The following is a 20,354-nucleotide window of genomic DNA, read 5'->3' on the forward strand; positions in this document are numbered from 1 at the left end:
CTTTAATTTGTTCACTCAAATTAAATTCAATCATATGAAAAAAGTAATCCTTTTAGTTTTGGTGTGGGGATTGACGCTGACGAATGTCTTTGCTCAATGGAAACCTGCCGGTGATAAAATTAAAACGAAGTGGGCCGAACAAGTGGATCCCCTGCATGTGTTGCCCGAATATCCTCGCCCGATCATGGAACGTCCGGAATGGAAGAACCTGAATGGTTTATGGAATTATGCCATCGTTGAACGGAGCGGCAATATGCCGAAATCGTTCGACGGACAGATCTTAGTGCCTTTTGCCGTAGAATCGTCCCTGTCGGGAGTAGGAAAAACTGTCGGGAAAGAGCATGAATTGATTTACCAGCGTTCATTCGAACTCCCATCAAACTGGAAAGGAAAACAGATACTCCTGCATTTCGGGGCGGTCGATTGGAAAGCCGAAGTATGGGTCAATGATATAAAGGTAGGCAATCATACCGGAGGTTATACCCCTTTCTCTTTCGATATTACGGCGGCGTTGCAACAGAAAAACCTGTTGACCGTCCGTGTTTGGGATCCGACCGACGACGGCTATCAGCCCGTAGGTAAACAAACCAAAAACCCGAATGGAATCTGGTATACTTCCGTGACGGGCATCTGGCAGACAGTCTGGTTGGAACCGGTTCATAAAGTACATATCGATCATCTCCGTATCACGCCGGATATCGATGCTCATAAGCTAAGTGTCGGATCGTGTATCAGCGGCGTCGTGCCTTCCGATTTGGTAGAAGTGAATGTTTACGATGGCAAAACGTTGATTGCCGAGGGCAGGAGCATCAATGGAGAAAAAGTAAGTATCGACATGCCTGAAGATGCCAAGCTTTGGTCGCCCGAAAATCCTTTTCTCTACACCTTGAAGATCCGTGTCAAACGCGACGGCAGAACGCTGGACGAAGTGTCGAGTTACACGGCTATGCGTAAATATGCTGTTGGGAGAGATGAAAACGGCGTTGTCCGGATGCAGCTGAACAATAAGCCGCTTTTCCAATACGGTCCGTTGGATCAGGGATGGTGGCCCGACGGCCTTTATACCGCTCCGACCGACGAAGCCTTGAAGTTTGATATTCAGCAGACAAAAGATTTCGGTTTCAACATGATCCGAAAGCATGTAAAGGTGGAGCCGGCTCGTTGGTATACCCATTGCGATCGATTGGGCATCATCGTTTGGCAAGACATGCCCAATGGCGATAAAGGCCCCCTTTGGCAAAGCCATGAGTATTTCAATGCGGTGGAATGCGTACGTTCGGCAGAATCAGAAGCGAATTATCGGAAAGAATGGAAAGAGATCATCGATTACTTATATAATAATCCCTGCATAGGAACGTGGGTTCCGTTCAACGAAGCATGGGGGCAGTTCAAAACTCCGGAGATCGTGGACTGGACGAAAACTTATGATCCTTCCCGTTTAGTGAACCCTGCCAGTGGAGGCAATCACTATCATTGCGGCGATATCCTCGACTTGCACCATTATCCGCAACCGAAAATGTATCTGTTCGACGGCTCGCGGGCTACTGTTCTCGGGGAATTTGGCGGCATCGGCTGGGCCATCAAAGATCATGTCTGGAAACAGGATCAAAACTGGGGCTATATCAAGTTCAACTCTTCGAAAGAAGTAACCGATGAATATATGAAGTATGCAGGAATGCTTTACGATATGATCGCTCGCGGTTTCTCGGCAGGCGTTTATACGCAGACGACTGACGTCGAAATAGAAGTGAACGGACTAATGACGTACGACAGAAAGGTCATCAAGATGGAAGAAGATCGTATTCGCGCTATCAATCAGCAGATTTGCAAATCATTGAAATAAAAACGCATATCCTTTTGACTTTACCTTTTCACACCCTCCAACTTGAAAACAACCAGCTGCTCCCCTGCTCCAGGGGGAGCAGTTTTTAAGGGAACGCTCTTGCAGACCTTTTATTCTGATACAGCCTCGATTACTTTCAAAAAACTGTTCATCGAAAAAAGGCGGCAATTAAAAAACTCCTTCCCTACTCGACAATCCTCCTTTTGAGGTAGAACTTTTCCGTTGCGATAAAATATAGAAGTGCACCGAAGATATGAGCGAGCGAGACGCTCCAAAAAGCAAAACGATAACCGACAATTTCGACGATCACCCCGCCTAACAGAATCCCCAATCCAATGCCTATATCCCACGACACGAGGAGGGTGGAATTGGCCGTTCCCCGCTCGTTATGATCGGCTACACTGATAAACATGTTCTGAAAGGCAGGCCACAGGTGCCCGTTCCCCAAACCGATCAGCATTGCAGACAGATAATACCCGAAAGCATCGGGGCAAGCTACGAACAACGTATACCCCGCTGTTGACAACAGAATTCCCTCGGCCGCATGCCGGGTCAGCTTCCCAGACCGCAACGATCGGGAACCTTGCAGACGTGACAGCATCAGCCCTACGGACAACAGCATGAAATAAGTGCCCGTCCCTCCTGTCATCCCTAATATTTCTTTGCCGTAAATAGCTAAGTAATTGCTCAACACACCGAAACAAAATCCAAAGAAAAGTATGTTCACGCCCATCATCCAGCCTTTGAACAGAAAAAAACGGTCGAGTGAAACCTTACGCTTGTTCGTCATGATTTCCCGCTCAGGTATTCGAACGGTCAAATCGATGAAAAAGCCGATACCTGCCACGAAGAGAGCTATTCCAAAGAGTACATCAAAGTTATGCACGTATTTATAGATAAAGATACCGATGGTAGGAGCCATAGCCATGGCCAGGTTATTACTCAGCCCGTAATAGCCGATTCCTTCGTTCCGTCGAGACGAGGGGAGCACATCGATGGCAGTAGTGGTGTTGGCTACGGTCAAAGCGCCGAATGGTCCGCCGTGAAGTGTGCGTATCACAGCGAAAAGCAGCAAGGTACTCGCCGCCAAATACCCGGCAAAGAAGATAAAGAAAAAAAAGAAACACCACATCAGCACTTTCTTCCGGGGAAAACTGTCGACGACGTAGCCGCTGAACGGCCGAAAGACGAGCGCCGTCATCGTATAGCCCGAAAGCACCAGGCCTATGACATCCTTCGTAGCATGGTGCGTTTCGCTCAAATAAAGCGGTAATAAGGGAGTAAGCAGGTAAAAGGCGAAGAAGAGGGAAAAATTGGCCGCCATTACTTTCCTGTAATTTGCGTTCCAAAGCGATTCTTTCTTTTCTTCCATAGATTTCTGTTTAACGGCACAAAATTAGCAATTCCTTTCCGAAACAGCATTCCTTTTCCCGTTAAACATGATATGCGTCGAACTATTATCCTCTTGTTCCCGGAGATCGACAGCTTCAGTCGATAGCATTCTGCACCTTCACTTCTGCTCCCGAAGAGGTTTTACAATCGATCACTTTCACTTCCGCATTCATCTGTCCCCGCGCATCGACGGGGATACCTGTCGTTTCAAAAAACAATCGGCAATCATCACATCGCTATTTCTTTGCAGGACAATTCCTCCACTCGACAGATGAGCGGTAACCTTTACAGTGAGTCCTTTCACCGTCAGATGGCTGCAATCTTCATATTTTTAACATTTTGCACGGCGACAAGTTGTGGCATTACAAAACTCCCGGAAGGAATCCCTTTTCTTTCTGGCATGCAATTTCGTAAACAAAAAGTAATATTCCTAAACGGTTGATTTGTTGTTAAAAAGTAAAGAATCGTTAGGACACGTTCCGCAGAATTCATACCTTTGTCAACCGAATGAAAAATGGACGTTTCGAAGAGATTGAAATATTCGATATATATGCTGATAAGCGTCGTCATAGGACTTTATCTGAGTATAATCATACTGCTGAACATGCCGTATGTTCAGGGAAAGATCACTGCGGCCGTCACCCGAGAATTGAGGAGCAAACTCCATACGGAACTTTCCATAGGGAAGATCGACATAGGATTATTCAACCGAATCATCATCGAGCAGGTAAGGATCAACGACCGACAAAACAAAACATTGGTGCAGATAGCCCGGCTCTCCGCCAAATTCGATGTGCTCCCGCTGTTTGAAGGAAAGATACGCATCAACAGCGTCCAGCTTTTCGGTTTTACAGCCAACCTGAGCCGACCGTCGTACGAAGAGCAGACGAATTTTCAGTTCATCGTCGACGCACTGGCCTCAACGGATACGGTGTCCAAACCGTTCAACATCGATTTACGCATAAATTCCGTATTGGTTCGCCGCGGTCAAATCAACTATGACGTCTTTTCGGAACCTCCGACACCCGGTAAATTCAATATCCACCATATCGGCATCGACAACCTAACGGCTACCGTCTCTTTAAAAGTACTCCGAAAAGATACGCTTCACGCTACTATCAGCAGAATCAGCTTCGACGAGCAATCCGGGTTTGCGTTAAAGAAATTCGCTTCCAAAGTGGTAGCAAATCGTAGAGAATTCATTGTCAGCAACGTCCATGTCGGGCTTGCGAATTCGACCGTAAAAGTCGATTCGTTCGTCTGTGCGTATAGCAATGGGGAAAAATCGATTCGCCGACACGACACCGTAGGTTACAACGGAAAGTTAGTCGCCTCCATTTCTCCCCAAGACATCGCGCCTTTCCTCCCCGCCCTCTCTTCGCTGGAAACCTCCTTCAACGTGAATCTCGAATTCGCGGGGAAAGGGTACGACCTCGCGAGCCCGGTTCTCAAAATCACGAATTCTAACGGCATCGTCATCGAAGGAGAAGCGAACATCCATGGCTGGAATGCGAAAAAGGACATGCGTATCCATAGTAAATTACTTCGGGGAGAGATGGATAAAAACGGCATCGATTTCATTGCCAAAGCATTTCTCGGAAATACTCCCCCTTTCATTCAAAACATAGACTTCCTCCAGCTGAAAGGAGAAGCGAGCGGCCGCCTGAACAAACTGAACTTCGTCGGGACGATGCGATCCGGCATCGGAGAACTAAAAGGAGAAATGCGAATGGATATCGACGAGGAGAATAACAGAAGCTACACCGGCACTATGACGAGCACCGACCTGAACGTCGGAAAGCTCATTGACAATCATCGGTTCGGGAGAGCTGATCTGAACATCGACTTCAACGGATTCAACTATCGAAACAATTACCCGGAAACCTCGATCAAAGGAGTGATCGCTTCGTTGGAATACGGCCGATACGACTATAAAAACATCCTGATGGACGGGAAATTCAAAGACGGCGGTTTTAACGGCCGACTTACGCTGAACGATATCAACGGCACCATCGAGCTGCAAGGAATGTTCAACCGGGCTCAAGCCATGCCTGTTTACAATATCAGAACTACAGTCAGCAAACTGCGTCCCAACGAACTACACCTCACGAAGAACTATGAAAAGAAGGAGATCTCATTCAATCTTACCGCCGACTTTACAGGACATTCCATAGACGATCTGATCGGTACGATCTCTATAGACAGCCTGCTCCTCGCCAACCCCGACAGTGCGGAATACTTCCTGGACAACCTGACTATTGCCGCCACCAAGCTCAGTGGAAGGGAAAAAGAGTTGTACATCAGTTCTTCCTTCCTCCATGCGAACGTCAAAGGCGATTATTCCTATAAGACCTTGCCGGCCAGCATCTTGCAGACGGTACGACGATACATCCCTTCCCTGCTGACACCGGAACAAAATCAGGCGGCTACGCATAATCATTTCCATTTCAGCTTCCGCATCGACGATGCTACCTTCTTCGAGAAGATCTTTCTGATCCCCATACAGTTACATTATCCGGCAACGTTGACGGGAAGCATAAACGATTACGAAGAAAAGGTTCATATAGAAGGACATTTCCCCGAATTCCGCTATCGGAACACCTGGTATGATTCCGGCAGCCTCCTTTGCGAAAATACGTCCGATCAGTTCCTCTGTCGCATTCGCACCGGTATGTTACTCAATAGCGGGAGCATGCTGAATCTCTCGGCGGATGTTAAGGCGAAGAACAATAAACTGGAAACCATTATTAATTGGGGAAACAATACGAATGAAACGTATGTTGGAAAATTAGCTTCGAACACTTATTTTCGCAAGCACGAGGGCAAACATCCGTTCCTCCAGGCTCGAATAGATATCGAACCCACCCGGGTGGTTATGAACGATACGGTCTGGAATGTACACGAATCCCGAATAGAAATAGATTCGGGATTCGTCTCCGTCAATAATTTTCTGTTCGAGCACGGAAATCAGTACATTCGGGTAAACGGGCGGCTGACCAAACATCCCAAAGATTCCTGTTTGATCGACTTAAAGAATATCGATTTAAGCTATCTGCTCTCCATGGTACGATTCGACGCCGTCGAATTCGGCGGACAGATTACCGGAAAGATCGATCTAAAAGGAGTCTTAGGAGAGATGACCATGAATACAGACCTGAACGTGCATCACTTCCTGCTGAACAAGTCTCCGTTGGGAGAAGCGAAGATCCGCGGGCAATGGGATAAAGCTCTCGAAGGCGTCAGACTGTGGGCCGACATGGAAGAGAGAGGTATATCGAAGACGAACGTAACGGGATTCGTATCCCCGAAAAAAGAAGGACTCGACCTGCGCATTCGAGCAGACAGCACCGACATCGGATTCCTCTATCCTTTCGTAAAGGGTATATTCAGCCAGTTCAACGGACGTGCCAACGGATATGTCCGACTCTTCGGCCCTTTATCCGCCCTCGACCTCGAAGGAGACGTCAGAGCTACGGCCAACGGATTCGTCACCATCCTAAATACGGGATTCACTATTCCGAATGATTCCGTTCATCTGAGACCCGGATTGATCGACTTCCGCCAAGTTCGTATTACGGATATGGAAAATCATCGCGGCAGCGTCAACGGCTATGTGCATCACCGAAAACTGACGAATCTGACATACCATTTCGATATCAACGGCACCAATCTGTTGATGTATAATACGCAAAACACCGGCGACGTACCCTTCTACGGCAAAATCTACGGGACGGGAAACGTCATCCTCGACGGCGGTAACAATACGCTGACCGTTCATGCCAACGTAGCTTCAGGCAACAATACGGAATTCACCTACGTGACAGGTATTACGACGGAAGCCGCAGACAATCAGTTCATCACGTTCGTGGATAAAACGCCGAGAAGAATGCAAGACGGCATTCAAACGCATTTTTATCACCCCTCCGACGTGAAAAAAGAAGAGGAAGAAGAAGGTCCTCCCATGGATGTCCGGATGGATATGCTCATCGATGCCACAGAAAACGCAACCATGCGGATTATCATGAATCCGGTAGCCGGCGACTTTATTTCCGCCAACGGAACGGGCAACCTGCATGTGAACTACTATAACAAAGGCGAGTTCAAAATGTTCGGTACATATACCATCAATCGAGGCATTTACAAGCTGAGCATGCAAGAAATCATCCGGAAGGACTTCGCACTCAACCAGGGAGGTACCGTCTCGTTTTCAGGCGATCCGTATCATGCCAATGTGAATGTTCAGGCGGTCTATACGGTTCCGTCTGTCTCGTTGAGCGACTTGGGTCTCGGTGACATCAGCCAGACCCAGTCGACAGTCCGCGTAAACTGTTTGATGAATCTGTCGGGGAATTTGAGCGACCCGGAAATCCACTTCGATCTGGAATTGCCGACCGTCAATGAGGAAGACCGCGAATTGGTAAGAAACATCACAGCCACCGAAGAACAGATGAATACGCAAATCATCTATCTCTTGGGCATCGGTAAGTTTTATACGTACGATTACGCCGTCAATTCCACTCAGTCGAACGCTACCAGTTCCTTAGCCTTTACCACCCTGTCGAGTCAGCTTAACAAGATGCTGTCGCAATGGATGACGAACAAGAACTGGAACATCGGCGCCAACCTTAGCACTGGGCAGGAAGGGTGGAGCGACGTGGAGGCGGAAGCCATCCTCTCAGGAAGACTGTTGAACAATCGGCTACTGATCAACGGGAACTTCGGCTATCGCGATAATGCTTTAGCGAACACCAACTTTGTAGGCGACTTCGAAGCGAGATGGCTGCTCACCAAGAATGGAGAATGGCAACTGAAAGGATATAACCAAACGAATGATCGCTACTTCGTAAAGTCAACCCTGACGACACAAGGCATCGGATTGATCTATAAAAGAGACTTCGACCACTGGGGGGAGATGTTCAAACGTTTCCTACGAAAAAAGAAAAGGCAGGAAGCGTCGACGACGATTTATTTGAAAGAACGATGAACCGATATTGTTTACCAGCCGAATGGCACAGGCAAAGCCTGATACAGATAGCCTGGCCGCACGCCGAAACCGATTGGGTGCATATGCTCGACGAAGTACAACGCTGTTACCTCGCTCTAATCAGCGAAATCAGCCGACGAGAGCCGTTGCTCATCCTCGCCCCCGACCCGGAAAAGGTGAAGACGTGCCTGCGAACGAACGGATTGCTTGCCGAAAACATCACTTTCTGCGCGTGCCCCACCAACGACACGTGGGTACGCGACTACGGCTTTCTCACCCTCGTCGACCCGGAAGGTCGACCGCTCCTGCTCGACTTTCGTTTCAATGGATGGGGCATGAAGTTCGCTGCCAATTGGGATAATCAGGTCAATATCCAACTGTATCGGACGGGGATACTGCACGGAACTTATCTGGATTGTCGGGACTTCGTTTTGGAAGGTGGCTCCATCGAGAGCGACGGGAAAGGAACGCTTCTCACCACGACCGGATGCCTACTGGCAGCCAATCGTAACGAACCGATGACGGTCCGCGAGATCGAAGCCGTGCTCCGAGAGCGCTTGGGTGCGACGCGAATACTATGGCTGCATCACGGACATTTAGCCGGCGATGATACCGATTCGCACGTCGACACATTGGTGCGACTCTGCCCGAACGACACGATCGCCTACGTGAAGTGTACAGATCCGACAGACGAGCACTTCGAGGCCTTGCGACGGATGGAAAAAGAACTGCACACGTTCCGTACCCCGGAAGGCAAACCCTTCCGGCTGCTACCGCTCCCCATGGCTTTGCCCGAATACGACGAACTCGGCAGGCGACTGCCCGCCACCTACGCCAATTTCCTGATCATGAACGAAGCCGTGCTCTATCCGACATACGGGCAGCCCCTCTACGACCTGGAAGCAAAGGAAGCCTTGGCACAAGCCTTCCCCGGAAGGGAAACGGTCGGTATCGACTGTCGGGCACTCATCCGGCAACACGGTTCGTTGCATTGTGCCACCATGCAATATCCCGCAAACGTTTTCATCCATAAATAACCTCACCCGTATGAAAAGAACGATTAAAACAGGTATCATCCAACAGACATGCATAGCCGATGTGCAGGAAAACATGCGGAAGTCGGCCGCCAATATCGAAGAAATGGCCGGAAAGGGCGCTCAACTCGTCGTCCTTCAGGAATTGCACAACTCGCTCTACTTTTGTCAGACGGAAAATACCGGAAACTTCGAGCTGGCGGAGTCGATTCCCGGCCCGTCGACCGTATTTTACGGGAACATAGCCCGACGACACGGCATCGTACTCGTCGCATCCTTGTTCGAGCGTCGTGCGGTCGGCCTCTACCACAACACGGCCGTAGTATTCGATACCGATGGCCGCATCGCTGGCAAATACCGAAAGATGCACATCCCGGACGATCCGGCTTATTACGAAAAATTTTATTTCGCACCGGGTGATCTGGGCTTCCGCCCGATAGAAACCTCCTTGGGCAAGCTGGGCGTACAAGTCTGCTGGGATCAGTGGTACCCCGAGGGAGCCCGCCTGATGGCCCTGAAGGGCGCGGAACTGTTGATTTATCCCACGGCCATCGGTTTCGAACGTTCCGATACGGAGGAGGAACAACAACGCCAACTGGATGCATGGATCACCGTACAGCGAGGTCATGCCATAGCCAACGGACTGCCCGTCATAGCCGTCAACCGAGTCGGCTGGGAATCCGATCCGAGCGGGCAAACCGGCGGCATCCACTTTTGGGGGAACAGCTTCGTCGTTGGCCCGCAAGGAGAAATGCTTCTTCAGGCGAGCCGCACCGAAGAAGAAAACCAAATGGTAGAAATCGACCTGACACGCAGCGAGGACGTACGCCGATGGTGGCCCTTCCTCCGGGATCGACGCATCGACACGTTCGGGGAACTGATCGAACGTTTCGTCGACTGACCGAAACAGATTGGAAATCGACGCATAGTTTCATTTGTGAGAATCAATGAATGGGATTATCTGAAATACATGTTGATCATTCTGATGATCCATAAACCATATTCGCGATATCCCCTTATTGCTGACGAGCGGTAAGCGGGACTCGAACCCGTGACCCTCGGCTTGGGAAGCCAATACTCTACCAACTGAGCTACTACCGCATCGTTTTACTTGACGAGACAAAGATACTATAACTTCTTTATTCGGCAAACATTATTCCCGCTTTTATTTAAAATTTAATTCCGATGCAACGGAAAAAGGCGGATACCAAAGCCATTCCGACGACCTCAAATAACCCAGCAGAGGCACGATCGCCAATCTTTAACGAAATAATTCATCGATAGCAGCCGAATGAGAAAAATATTACAAAAGAATGTAGTACCTTTGCGCAATGAAACATCTCATCGCTTTAACCATCACGATCAACGTTCGTATCGCTCCTTTCACGAAAAGTTTACGTATTCGCCCGAGCGGAAGCATTCTCCTGCTTGTGGCTTGCGCTTTCCTCGTTCCGCAAGCAATATACGGCCTTGAAACAGACTCATTGAATCGTAAACCGGACATCATCCTGCACCCTTCGCACGGTTACAGTGCAGCGAATGCTTTCAAAACCGACTTTACTTATATGGGAGCGGGCTTCATAGCCGCAGGGTTCTTGGTAAAGTCGCAGAAAAAAGAGTTTCGGGCGATGCGCCATTACTTCAAACCCAACTTCCAAACCACGTGGGACAATTATACGCAGTATACGCCCCTTATAGCCACTTGGGCCCTAAAAGCTTTCGGCGTAGAGGGACGCAGTTCGTGGAAACGAATGGCGACAAGCAATGCTTTCTCTGCCCTGACTATGGCCTTTTTAGTCAACAGCCTAAAATACTCCACTAAAGAGCTGCGGCCGGACGGCACTTCCCGCAATTCGTTCCCCTCGGGGCATACAGCGACATCCTTTGTCTTCGCCACCATTCTGCATAAAGAGTACGGCCTGACGCGCAGTCCCTGGTACAGCATTGCCGGGTATTCCGTCGCTACGGCCACCGGCGTATGCCGCATCCTGAACAATCGACACTGGATCAACGACGTGCTGGTAGGTGCCGGCATCGGCATCCTTTCTACCGACATCGGTTACTTCGTAGGTGATTTGCTGTTTAAAAACAAAGGCATCAAACACAGCAGCTTTGACCATGTGGCACCCGACATCTCCGAACGTCCCTCGTTTTTGGGCATCAGCGTGCAGATGGGCATAGGGCCCAAGCAACTGAATGCCCCCGAGGTGTACGACGATTACGACGAACACATGCAACCCTATCCGGAAGGTGACCCTAAGGGAACAAGCCACCCCTTGGGCTTGAAACTGTACATGGGACACAGCTCGTCAGTGAGCGTCGAAGGGGCTTACTTTTTCAACAAGTATGTCGGTGTAGGCGGACGGGTGCGGGCGACAGCCATTCCCGTAACGGCGAGAGTGGATCTGAGTAAAGGCTTCGTTTACGACACCAACTTGGACGGTAAGGCAGACGACGATGCCAAGTTCACCCACTTCGTCGGCGTGGAGTCCAACCATATCGGCATGTTCGATTTCAGTGCGGGCGTACACGTCTCTTATCCCATCAACAATCGGTTGAGGATCGGAAGCAAGTGGCTGGTCGGCAACCGGCTGACCACGGACTACAGCGTCGACGCCATTCTCGACATCGACGTGGAAGGAATCAGACGTAAACTTTCCACCATCGACGAAAACGATATGAATTACTTCCAGTATCCCGGACAAAAACAAGAGATTTTGGAAAGTCTGAAAAGCTACGGCGACGGCAAAAATGTGCATGACACGGAATTTCTTTCTATCCAATCGAACAATACGCCCGTTTACAGTACGGGCCTTTCCCTGGCATGGGCGTACAGGCAGGACATGGCTTTCAGGGTGACCTTCGACTATGACTATTCATCTCCCCACTATACGTACCAATTAACCAACCGGTGGAAAGACGTAGGAGACGGTTTTCCCGAATACCTCATTGATACTTTTACCCACCGGACAAAAATGCATAACCTGAGCATGGGATTGGGCATGACGCTGAGCTTTTAAATGAAGACGACATACCCGTCGTCGACGTGAGGAAACCTGTCCGATGAGGTTTTTTATCCCGTCGTTGACGTTCGGAATCCCGGTGTTGAGGTGATATAACCTCAACACCGGGATCCGGAACGTAGTCAGATCTATTTCAGACGTCAACGCCGAGGTTCGAGACCTCATCGGACAGGTTAAGGGACGTCATCGTTCAGGTTCCGGACGTTAACGGCGCTATTCTGAACGTCAACGGACAGGTTGGTCGACGTCAATTTAGCGAATCGGGACTCCGACGAACCTTATATTTCCTTTTTACTCGGCCCCGTAATACCTATTTTCGATATAGGGCGACACCTCCTCGGGGCCGGTAATGGCTCCCGTGTCTCTGTCCACGTTATAACAAACCATCTTCCCTCGATTGTCCACGATAAAAAAACCGGCATCGAACGGAACGACCTTTCCATCCTCCGGTACACGAATCTTCGTGTCTTCAGTCGAAGACAACTCTTTCTCACCCGTATGTTCGTATTTCCGTATCAACCCGTCCGAATCCTCTATGAACAAGAAATCCGCAATGGCCCAGTAGTATTTATTTTGTTCATAAAAGCCGTTTGTCTGGTTGAAAATCACATTTCCGTTCAAGCTACCGTCCGTCCTATATAAAAACAGTCGCAGATATGCCGGGTAATTGGCGAAGATGCCCTGGTCTCCGACCGCTACTTTCAAGTTGTTCCAGCCAGATCCGATTTGCCTCATCGCGTTGAAGCTCAGACTTCCGTCGGGTTTAAACGGTATTTGCTGAATGGTCCAGTTCCGGACTCGCTGCCCGACAAGGACGTTATGCACGTAATCGAATTGAAACACGCCGAATGCATCGGCTCCGGAACCGATCAACTCTTCAGCGGGCGGGCGGGAAGAATAAATAATGTCAGCTCCGTTTCGAATGAGGTATATATTGCCTTTTTCATCGATACCGTACAGAAAATCTTTTTTAAAATGAGCGATTATTTTAGTGTACTTGGCGAAATCGACCGTCACCCTGTCCTTTTTGACGGTCATTTTTTTATCGACGTAAGGCGTATCCAATACGCTTTCTGTAGGGGTATAGATACTTCTCATCAGGAAATCCCCACCCTTGGGGAAGTCCGGCAGAATTGTCTCTTCGCTACTTCTTCCCGTAAAGACGGATTGCGATATTCCATGCGTATCGGTATAATCGACCCGAACTCCGCGTAACTCGTCATTCGGAGCTCCCCATTTGATGACGAACTCATTCTCTTTTTGTTCCAGTGAATTGTAGGCTCGCGGGGCAAGTGCAGAAACATAATTGTCGCCGAAAACGCTCCCCGTCACATCGGAAGGGACAGACGACACGCCGTCCTTATCATACATAAATACCGTGAAAGTATATGCTCGTTCTTCCAACCCATCGATAATGACTTTGATGGTATCCGTCGAGTTTGTTATGCTATTCATGACGGAATCCGAACGATTATTCCAAAAAACTTTGTAACTGTCTATTTTGGGGTCCGGCGGCAACAGCCACGAGAGTTGAACCCGACCGTATCCGCTGCTCAGTTTAAGAGAATCGGCCTTTGCAATATAATTCACTTCTCCGTCTCCAATGAATTTTTCGTACGTATCTTCCATCCTGCCGCAGGAACAGATAAACGGAAAAGACAGGCAAATAAAGATTGCTGTTATGTTATTTCTTAGCTTCATAATCTATATATTTTGATAATTCTATTCTTCGGATGATGTGTGATCGGGATTTTGTCCCCAAAATGAAATCTCGTCTATCAACAGATTGACACGATTAGTCCACGTCGAAATACTTTTAAAACGAATATATTGAACAGGAGGGGCCTCGAAATCGATATCGAAATCTTCTCCGGCCAACGCATACGCCCAATCTTCTTCATTAGACTGCCCGTAGGGCAAACCGGAAGGCTTCACGGATTCGCAATGAGCAATCAGTTTCCAATCGGCAGTCCACTCGTCTTTCGGTTTTTCTTCGCCTGTCCATCCGTAAATTTCGAATGTTTTCGGATTCGAAAGGCCGTAGAGATATCCCGGCTTCTTCGCCCCACAATATTGCCAGACTTTCAGACGACTTAATTTCCATTTCACTCCGAGATCAAAGGATATCCAGTTCGGCAGAGCGGGACAACCAACTAATCTCATAAAGAAATAATCGTACACGCCGTGCTTGCCGTCCCACATTCTTTCTATCGAGCGATCGCTGTATTCGGGAGTAATCCAGTCCGAGGGCAACCTCAACGCTTGCCACAATGTTTTATCAAGGAATTCCTCATAGATCGGCGTCAATTCCGCAAAGACCGTATCAGAATTGTTTTGCCATTGATCCTGCAAACAAAATGCGAATTTCGTTTTTTTACTTTCCAACCCTCTTACCGCATAGCTTCTTTCTGGGGCATTGGTGAACAGTCGGTCGTATGCGATCCACCGGCTATCAGTCGAATCGCGGACTAACGTATAAACGATGTAATCTTTTTTCTCCTCGTTCCTGAAACTGACGCGTACCCCCCCGAAATCCGGCTGGGCAGTTATTGACTTCAGTACGGTTTGTATGGGAGGAGTCAAGGGGCTGATCTGCACTTTTACCGGGTCGGAATACGTTTCGTCACGCGTAACGGTATAAAGCGTCACCGTATGAGTCAACGTATCGGCAAAGCCTTCTAGGTTTAACATGTTTCTGTACATGGAGGATTTCACGATCTTTTCCGTCGACCGACCTTTTCCTTCCAGCTTATAACGCGCCTCCACATAAAGGAGATTGGGCGACGAAGGCAAATCGTATACGATGTCTGCTCCTCCAGGCGTATTGGTTACTTTTATATTCGTAACGATGTCGGGCTTTATTCCCGTTTTCACGAGCGGCTCGTGTTCCTGAGTAGTACACGCAAAGAGTACGCAGGAAATACTTATGGTAAAAACTATTCTTTTCATGTTCAACTGATTTTATTTTACAACGAATTACCAACCCGGATTCTGTACCAGGTTCGGGTTAATGATCAAATCATATTCTTTGATAGGCCATAAATAATGTTTGTGCTGGAAATTAACACTTCTCATCACCCTCAGCCGGTTATAGTTTTCTACCGTTTCCTGTCTGACATCCCATCCGTAGAACGGTTTGTTATAATAACTCAAAGCTTTTTTCCACCGTACCAGATCGTAAAACTGCTGTCCTTCCAGACAAAGTTCTATCTGTCTCTCCTGTTGAATGATCGTACGCATCCCCTCTCGAGACTTAAACTTATCCGGCCGTTTTGAATAAGTTGTCCATGCTTCGCTGACGGCAGGCAATCCGGAACGTTCGCGTACCAGGTTCACATATTTCTGAACGTCTTCGGTAGGGCCTTCCGCTTCGTTCAACGCTTCGGCATACAACAGATATAACTCCGACAAACGGAAAAGCGGCCACGGATAGTTCTGTTGTACATACGTGTCGCTCGTGGTGCTCAACACATTCGTATAATATACGAACTTCGGAATATAATATCCCGTACTTTGTCCGTTCACATTCACGGCGCTTGCTATTTGTCCTTGTTTTCCTTGCACATACAACAGATCGTTCAGTTTGTAATGTCCCTGCCCGTACCAGATAAATCCGTCTCCCGCTATGGAAGCGTAAAACCTCGGTTCGCGGTTAAAATTGAATTTGGCCGTCGCATAGCCTTCTTTGATCTGGAACCGGTCGTCCTCGGTAGCAACTTTCAAATTGAAACGACCGTCATAGTCATAAGTCACATCTTCTTCTATCGGAACGCCATGATCGGAATAAAAGAGTTCGGCGTAATTGTATGATGCGGTCAAAGCACCCTTGCCATTGGTATTATTCAAGGTGGCCGGGTCTAACCAGCGCGGATATGCCTGACGCTGATAGTCAGTAACGCTCGATCTGCAATTGACGAGCCCCCAAATAATTTCGGAATTCCACCTTTCGGTAAAAGCAGTTCGATAATTCATTTCCGAACGGAGTATATCGGGAAGCTGCCCCGTTTGATTCGTTTCTTCGAAATAATACAACTTATATCCCAAAGCCTCACAAGCATCAATCGCCTTTTTAGCCGCTTCGGCAGCTATTTTCCACTTTTGAGGATCATATTCTTGAGGGAACAACACCGTCCCGTCTTTGTTGGTGAAGCTTTTGTAATCCGTATTTCCGTTATAAAAAGGACTGGCGGCGTAAGTCAGGATCTTTGCTTTCACAGCGAGGGCGATGGGTTTGGTGATTCTCCCCAATTCGGCGTTCTCATCGATGATGGCATCCGGCAAATGAGTTATCGCCGTATCCATCAGGTCGACGATGTAATCAAAAACCTTATCCACCGGTTGCCTGAATACTCTTACTTCTTCGGTTTTGGCATTGATCGGCTGATTTTTATCTATAACAGGAACAGGTCCGTATAACCTCAGCAGATAAAAATGATAGTAGGCCTTTAAAAACTGAACTTCCGATATCCATCGCAGTTTATCCGTATAATCCAGATCGGGAACCTTATCGACATTCTCCAAAAAGATGTTGCAATCTCGAATTCCTCTCCATAAACTGGCTCTGTTGAAACCGCTCCAATAATCGAGGTAGGGACTGTTTATATTCTGAGTAATACTGTAATGCTGATCGTTCCCCTTGTTCAATTCCGTACCCATCATGTAAGAGGGGGACTCCGTCAGATAACCCTCGTGCGGCATATAGGCGTAGCAGGTGAACAAATATTTCTCCGCCTGACTGCGAAGAGTAAATGCGTTGTCGATCGTGGCAATATTGTCTGGAGCCACGTCCAAATAATCGCTGCATGCAGTCAAGAACAGCGAAATAAAAAACAAATTGCTTAAGTATTTTGCTTTCATGATGATCGATATTAAATATTGACATTAATTCCTACATTGAACACTCGCTGAACCGGATATCCCAATCCGTTTCCTCCCATTTCTACGTCCCACAACTTAAATTTGCTCCACAAGAGCAAATTGGTTCCGCTCACGTAGATCCGTAAAGATCCGCCTCTTAAAAAGTTACGTGTCATTTCCTGCGGGAAAGTATAGCCTATTTCAGCCTGCTTGAGCCTCAGGAAAGAACCGTCCCGAAGCCACCATGAACTTCTTTGCAGATTATTCTTGTGATTGAATGTGCTCAATCTCGGCCAGAATGCATATAAATCGGGATTTTCCGTCGAATAGTAATCGTCAGCTATGACTTGCAGCACCTGGTGCCCGTTATAAAAAGGAGCAATGGCTTCCCTGTCTATCCAGAACGATTCTCTCGCCACTCCTTGGAAAAAGACCGATACATCGATATTCTTATATCCGCAAGAAGCGCCGAAACCGTATTGTATTTCCGGAACAGTAGGATATCCGAGCGGAACGATGTCCAACTCCGTAATCTGATGGTCGCCATTGATATCTTTGAATTTGATGTCTCCGGCAATGGCTTCCGTTCCGAAGACCTGAGCCGGGGAGTTTTTCACTTCGTTATCATCCACAAAGAGACGCTCGGCAAGATATCCGTAAGGCTGGTTTATAGGATATCCAACCTTCGACTTCCACCATTCTTTTTCATATACCGGTTCCTCATATTTTCGATATTTCCCGGTAGCGTATGTAAAATTAGCCTTGCCTTGCACCCATATTTTGTTCTTAAAGAAGTGATGATAATCGGCAGAGAATTCGAACCCGTGTCCTTCCGCTTCGCCTACGTTCGCTTTTATTGGAGCGGCAAGTCCCATCGTGCTGGGTACACTTACACGGGACATCAGAATATTGGTACGGATTTCACGGAAATATTCGGCTTCTATGTCCAACTCGTTGAAAAGGCCTATACTCGCCGCTACATTCAGTTTTCGGGCTTTTTCCCACGTGATATTCGGATTCGCATAGCGGGTGATCAGAATCCCTCGGCGCGAATACCCCCCTTCCTTGCCGAATGTCGAACCCATCCTCGACGCATTCATGTCTACTTCGGAAAGGTAGAAGAAACGGTCTTTCAAATCGCCGATCTGATCGTTTCCAACTAATCCGTAAGTAGCTCTTACTTTTAAATTGTTGATCACTTTTACATACCGTTCCCAAAATTTTTCATTAGATACCGTCCATGCGATTCCTCCCGAAGGGAAAAAACCGAATCGATGATTCTTATCGAACCGTTCCGATCCGTTATAACCGAAATTAAATTCGGCGAAGTAACGATCGTCGTACCCGTAAGTAAGTCGGCCGGACAAGCCCATATTGCGGGAAGGGAGGGATAGCTGCAAACTCGTCGGAGAAGCATCTTTTATCTCGTTTTGCAGATATACGAGCATGGCTCCTACGGTGTGCTTTTTGCCGAAAGTACGGTTATAGTCGGCTATAGCTTGAATGTATACCGAAGAACTTTGCAGCCTCGATTCTCCGGGAATATTGAAATCGAGATATTCGGTGCCTCCGCTTTCGTTGAAGTTGTGATACGTATAAGTATTGTTCGTTCTGTCGTAATAATTCACTTCGTAATAATAGGGGTTATAAGAGCGTTGCGTGTCGTATCTGGATGTCCGGTTGATATTGAACATCCCCCGGAATTTAAGTCCGGATGTGATAAACGACAGATCTTGGTTAAATTCCATTTGGGCAGACATTCTCGAGCGGTCGTAGTTTCTGTATCCTTTTACCATATCGGCGTACGGATTGATAAAACTCCGCGTACTTATTCCCCCGAACATGATATGCCGTACGTGTGCATGCGCTTCGTCAGGAGGGAAAAAGGCAGGGAAATCCACCGGATTGGCATTGACTATTTTCCGATACATCTCGCTTCCCCCGTCCAGCGGTCCCGTATAGTCGTCGAAAAGACCGTTCAATCTCACTACCAACTCGGAGGTACGGGTCAGATTGATATTCATATTAGCTCTCAACGTATAGGATTTCAGATCGATGTTCGAATTGAAATTATTCCGTTTATCCACCTTCAGAATGCCATGATCCTGCGAGAAAGAACCGGATACGTAATACCGGGCGATCTTTCCTCCTCCTTTGACATTCAGATCGTAGCGTTGATTCATCGTATAATCCTTGAACAGCATCTTTTTCCAATCATTGTTCGGATAGACGATGGGGTTTATCCCTTCCGCCGTACTCAATATTTTTTCACGCGAGTAATAAGGCACGGCAAAAGGATCTCTTGCAAGCAGAGCTTCGTTATACATATTCATATAGGTGACCCCATCTGCAAATTTTACATTTTTTGTCGGCGCCGAGATAGAATTTTCGGCTCGTAAAAAGACTTGCACTTTCCCCTCTTCTCCCGATCGCGTCGTAACGAGAATGACGCCGTTCGCTCCTCGCGCTCCGTAAAGGGCCGTAGAGGTAGCATCCTTCATCACGGAGAAACTTTCGATATCGTCCGGGCGCAATCGGGCTAATTCCGTCCTGCCCACTTCGATGCCGTCGATCAAAATCAAAGGATTTACTTTCCCTGCCCCAAAAGTGGTGACCCCGCGAATAAAGAAATCGGCATTGTCTTCTCCCGGCTCTCCCGAGCGTTGATAAGATATCACGCCGGCGATGCGTCCGCCCAAGGTTGTCGTAAGATTGCTCGTAGGTGCTTTCAGTTCTTTCACGCTGACGGTGCTGATAGCTCCCACCACGCTGTTTTTCTTCTGTTTTCCGAAAGCTACGGCCACTACTTCGTTGAGCTCGGTCGTCGATTCCTTTAAGACGACGTCGATTACTTTTTCGCTGCCTACTCTGATTTCTTTTTCTTCGTATCCGAGATAGGAGAACTTTAAAACCGAATTATTCGAGGCGACTGAAATGATATAATTCCCGTCCATATCGGTTACCACTCCGTTTACAGGTGCTGTATGCTCTTCCGTGACGGCTACGCCGACCATCAGTTCGCCTTTTTCATCGGTGACTCTTCCCGTCACTCGTTTCCGTTCTTCCTGTGAGAAAAGGCAAGATGTGCTTACGAACATGCACCCAATAACACATAAAACAATGCGTCGGCCTCTTTTTGAATGACCACTTTTCATTTTTCTTAATATTAGAGGTTAAATTAATGAATACAAAGAAAAAGATAAAAAAAAGGAACAAGTCTT

Annotated in this window: 11 protein-coding genes and 1 tRNA gene; 5 read left to right on the plus strand and 7 right to left on the minus strand. The window is 47.8% G+C overall.

The window, feature by feature from the left end:
* Positions 1-34: 34 nt before the first annotated feature.
* Complete coding sequence (locus BN102_RS05005) at positions 35-1,843, plus strand: glycoside hydrolase family 2 protein (protein ID WP_019207999.1); 1,809 nt, start codon at positions 35-37, stop codon at positions 1,841-1,843.
* Positions 1,844-2,027: 184 nt separating this feature from the next.
* Here the strand turns inward: BN102_RS05005 and BN102_RS05010 are convergent, their stop codons facing one another.
* Together BN102_RS05010 and BN102_RS11225 are read right to left on the minus strand one after the other, a co-directional pair.
* Positions 2,028-3,215, minus strand: a complete 1,188-nt coding sequence (locus tag BN102_RS05010) for an MFS transporter (protein WP_019208000.1) — start codon at positions 3,213-3,215, stop codon at positions 2,028-2,030.
* A gap of 115 nt (positions 3,216-3,330) precedes the next feature.
* On the minus strand, positions 3,331-3,453 hold the full coding sequence (locus BN102_RS11225) for a hypothetical protein (RefSeq protein WP_019208001.1): 123 nt from the start codon (positions 3,451-3,453) through the stop codon (positions 3,331-3,333).
* Between the two features lie 296 nt (positions 3,454-3,749).
* On the opposite strand from BN102_RS11225, the gene BN102_RS05015 reads away from it, so the two are divergent.
* Genes BN102_RS05015 through BN102_RS05025 form a run of 3 tightly spaced genes read left to right on the plus strand, consistent with a single transcriptional unit; the run spans position 3,750 to position 10,154 of the window.
* Positions 3,750-8,219 carry a translocation/assembly module TamB domain-containing protein gene (locus tag BN102_RS05015; RefSeq protein ID WP_019208003.1) on the plus strand — a complete coding sequence of 1,490 codons (4,470 nt, stop codon included), beginning with the start codon at positions 3,750-3,752 and terminating at the stop codon, positions 8,217-8,219.
* The gene (locus tag BN102_RS05020) at positions 8,216-9,256 is read left to right on the plus strand and encodes an agmatine deiminase family protein (RefSeq protein WP_019208004.1); all 1,041 of its coding nucleotides are present in this window, start codon (positions 8,216-8,218) and stop codon (positions 9,254-9,256) included. Before BN102_RS05015 ends, BN102_RS05020 begins: the two co-directional genes overlap by 4 nt.
* Positions 9,257-9,266: 10 nt before the next feature.
* Positions 9,267-10,154: a carbon-nitrogen hydrolase gene (locus tag BN102_RS05025; RefSeq protein ID WP_019208005.1), complete on the plus strand. Its 888-nt coding sequence runs from the start codon at positions 9,267-9,269 to the stop codon at positions 10,152-10,154.
* Between the two features lie 127 nt (positions 10,155-10,281).
* Here BN102_RS05025 and BN102_RS05030 read toward each other — a convergent pair.
* Positions 10,282-10,354 (minus strand) — tRNA-Gly (locus tag BN102_RS05030).
* Between the two features lie 230 nt (positions 10,355-10,584).
* On the opposite strand from BN102_RS05030, the gene BN102_RS05035 reads away from it, so the two are divergent.
* Positions 10,585-12,273 carry a phosphatase PAP2 family protein gene (locus BN102_RS05035; protein WP_019208006.1) on the plus strand — a complete coding sequence of 563 codons (1,689 nt, stop codon included), beginning with the start codon at positions 10,585-10,587 and terminating at the stop codon, positions 12,271-12,273.
* 294 nt (positions 12,274-12,567) lie between these two features.
* Here BN102_RS05035 and BN102_RS10530 read toward each other — a convergent pair whose 3' ends face one another.
* From BN102_RS10530 to BN102_RS05055, 4 genes are read right to left on the minus strand one after another with little or no spacing between them, the layout of a single operon-like run.
* Positions 12,568-13,977 (minus strand): DUF4998 domain-containing protein, encoded by a 1,410-nt coding sequence (locus BN102_RS10530; RefSeq protein ID WP_021311494.1) that lies wholly within the window; start codon positions 13,975-13,977, stop codon positions 12,568-12,570.
* Between the two features lie 21 nt (positions 13,978-13,998).
* On the minus strand, positions 13,999-15,225 hold the full coding sequence (locus BN102_RS10535; RefSeq protein WP_083867200.1) for a DUF5000 domain-containing lipoprotein: 1,227 nt from the start codon (positions 15,223-15,225) through the stop codon (positions 13,999-14,001).
* A gap of 27 nt (positions 15,226-15,252) precedes the next feature.
* Positions 15,253-17,133: a RagB/SusD family nutrient uptake outer membrane protein gene (locus tag BN102_RS05050; RefSeq protein WP_019208009.1), complete on the minus strand. Its 1,881-nt coding sequence runs from the start codon at positions 17,131-17,133 to the stop codon at positions 15,253-15,255.
* An 11-nt stretch (positions 17,134-17,144) separates the two neighbouring features.
* Positions 17,145-20,231: a SusC/RagA family TonB-linked outer membrane protein gene (locus tag BN102_RS05055; protein ID WP_019208010.1), complete on the minus strand. Its 3,087-nt coding sequence runs from the start codon at positions 20,229-20,231 to the stop codon at positions 17,145-17,147.
* Between the last annotated feature and the right edge of the window lie 123 nt (positions 20,232-20,354).

This window comes from Phocaeicola abscessus CCUG 55929 (assembly GCF_000312445.1).
Taxonomy (GTDB): domain Bacteria; phylum Bacteroidota; class Bacteroidia; order Bacteroidales; family Bacteroidaceae; genus Phocaeicola; species Phocaeicola abscessus.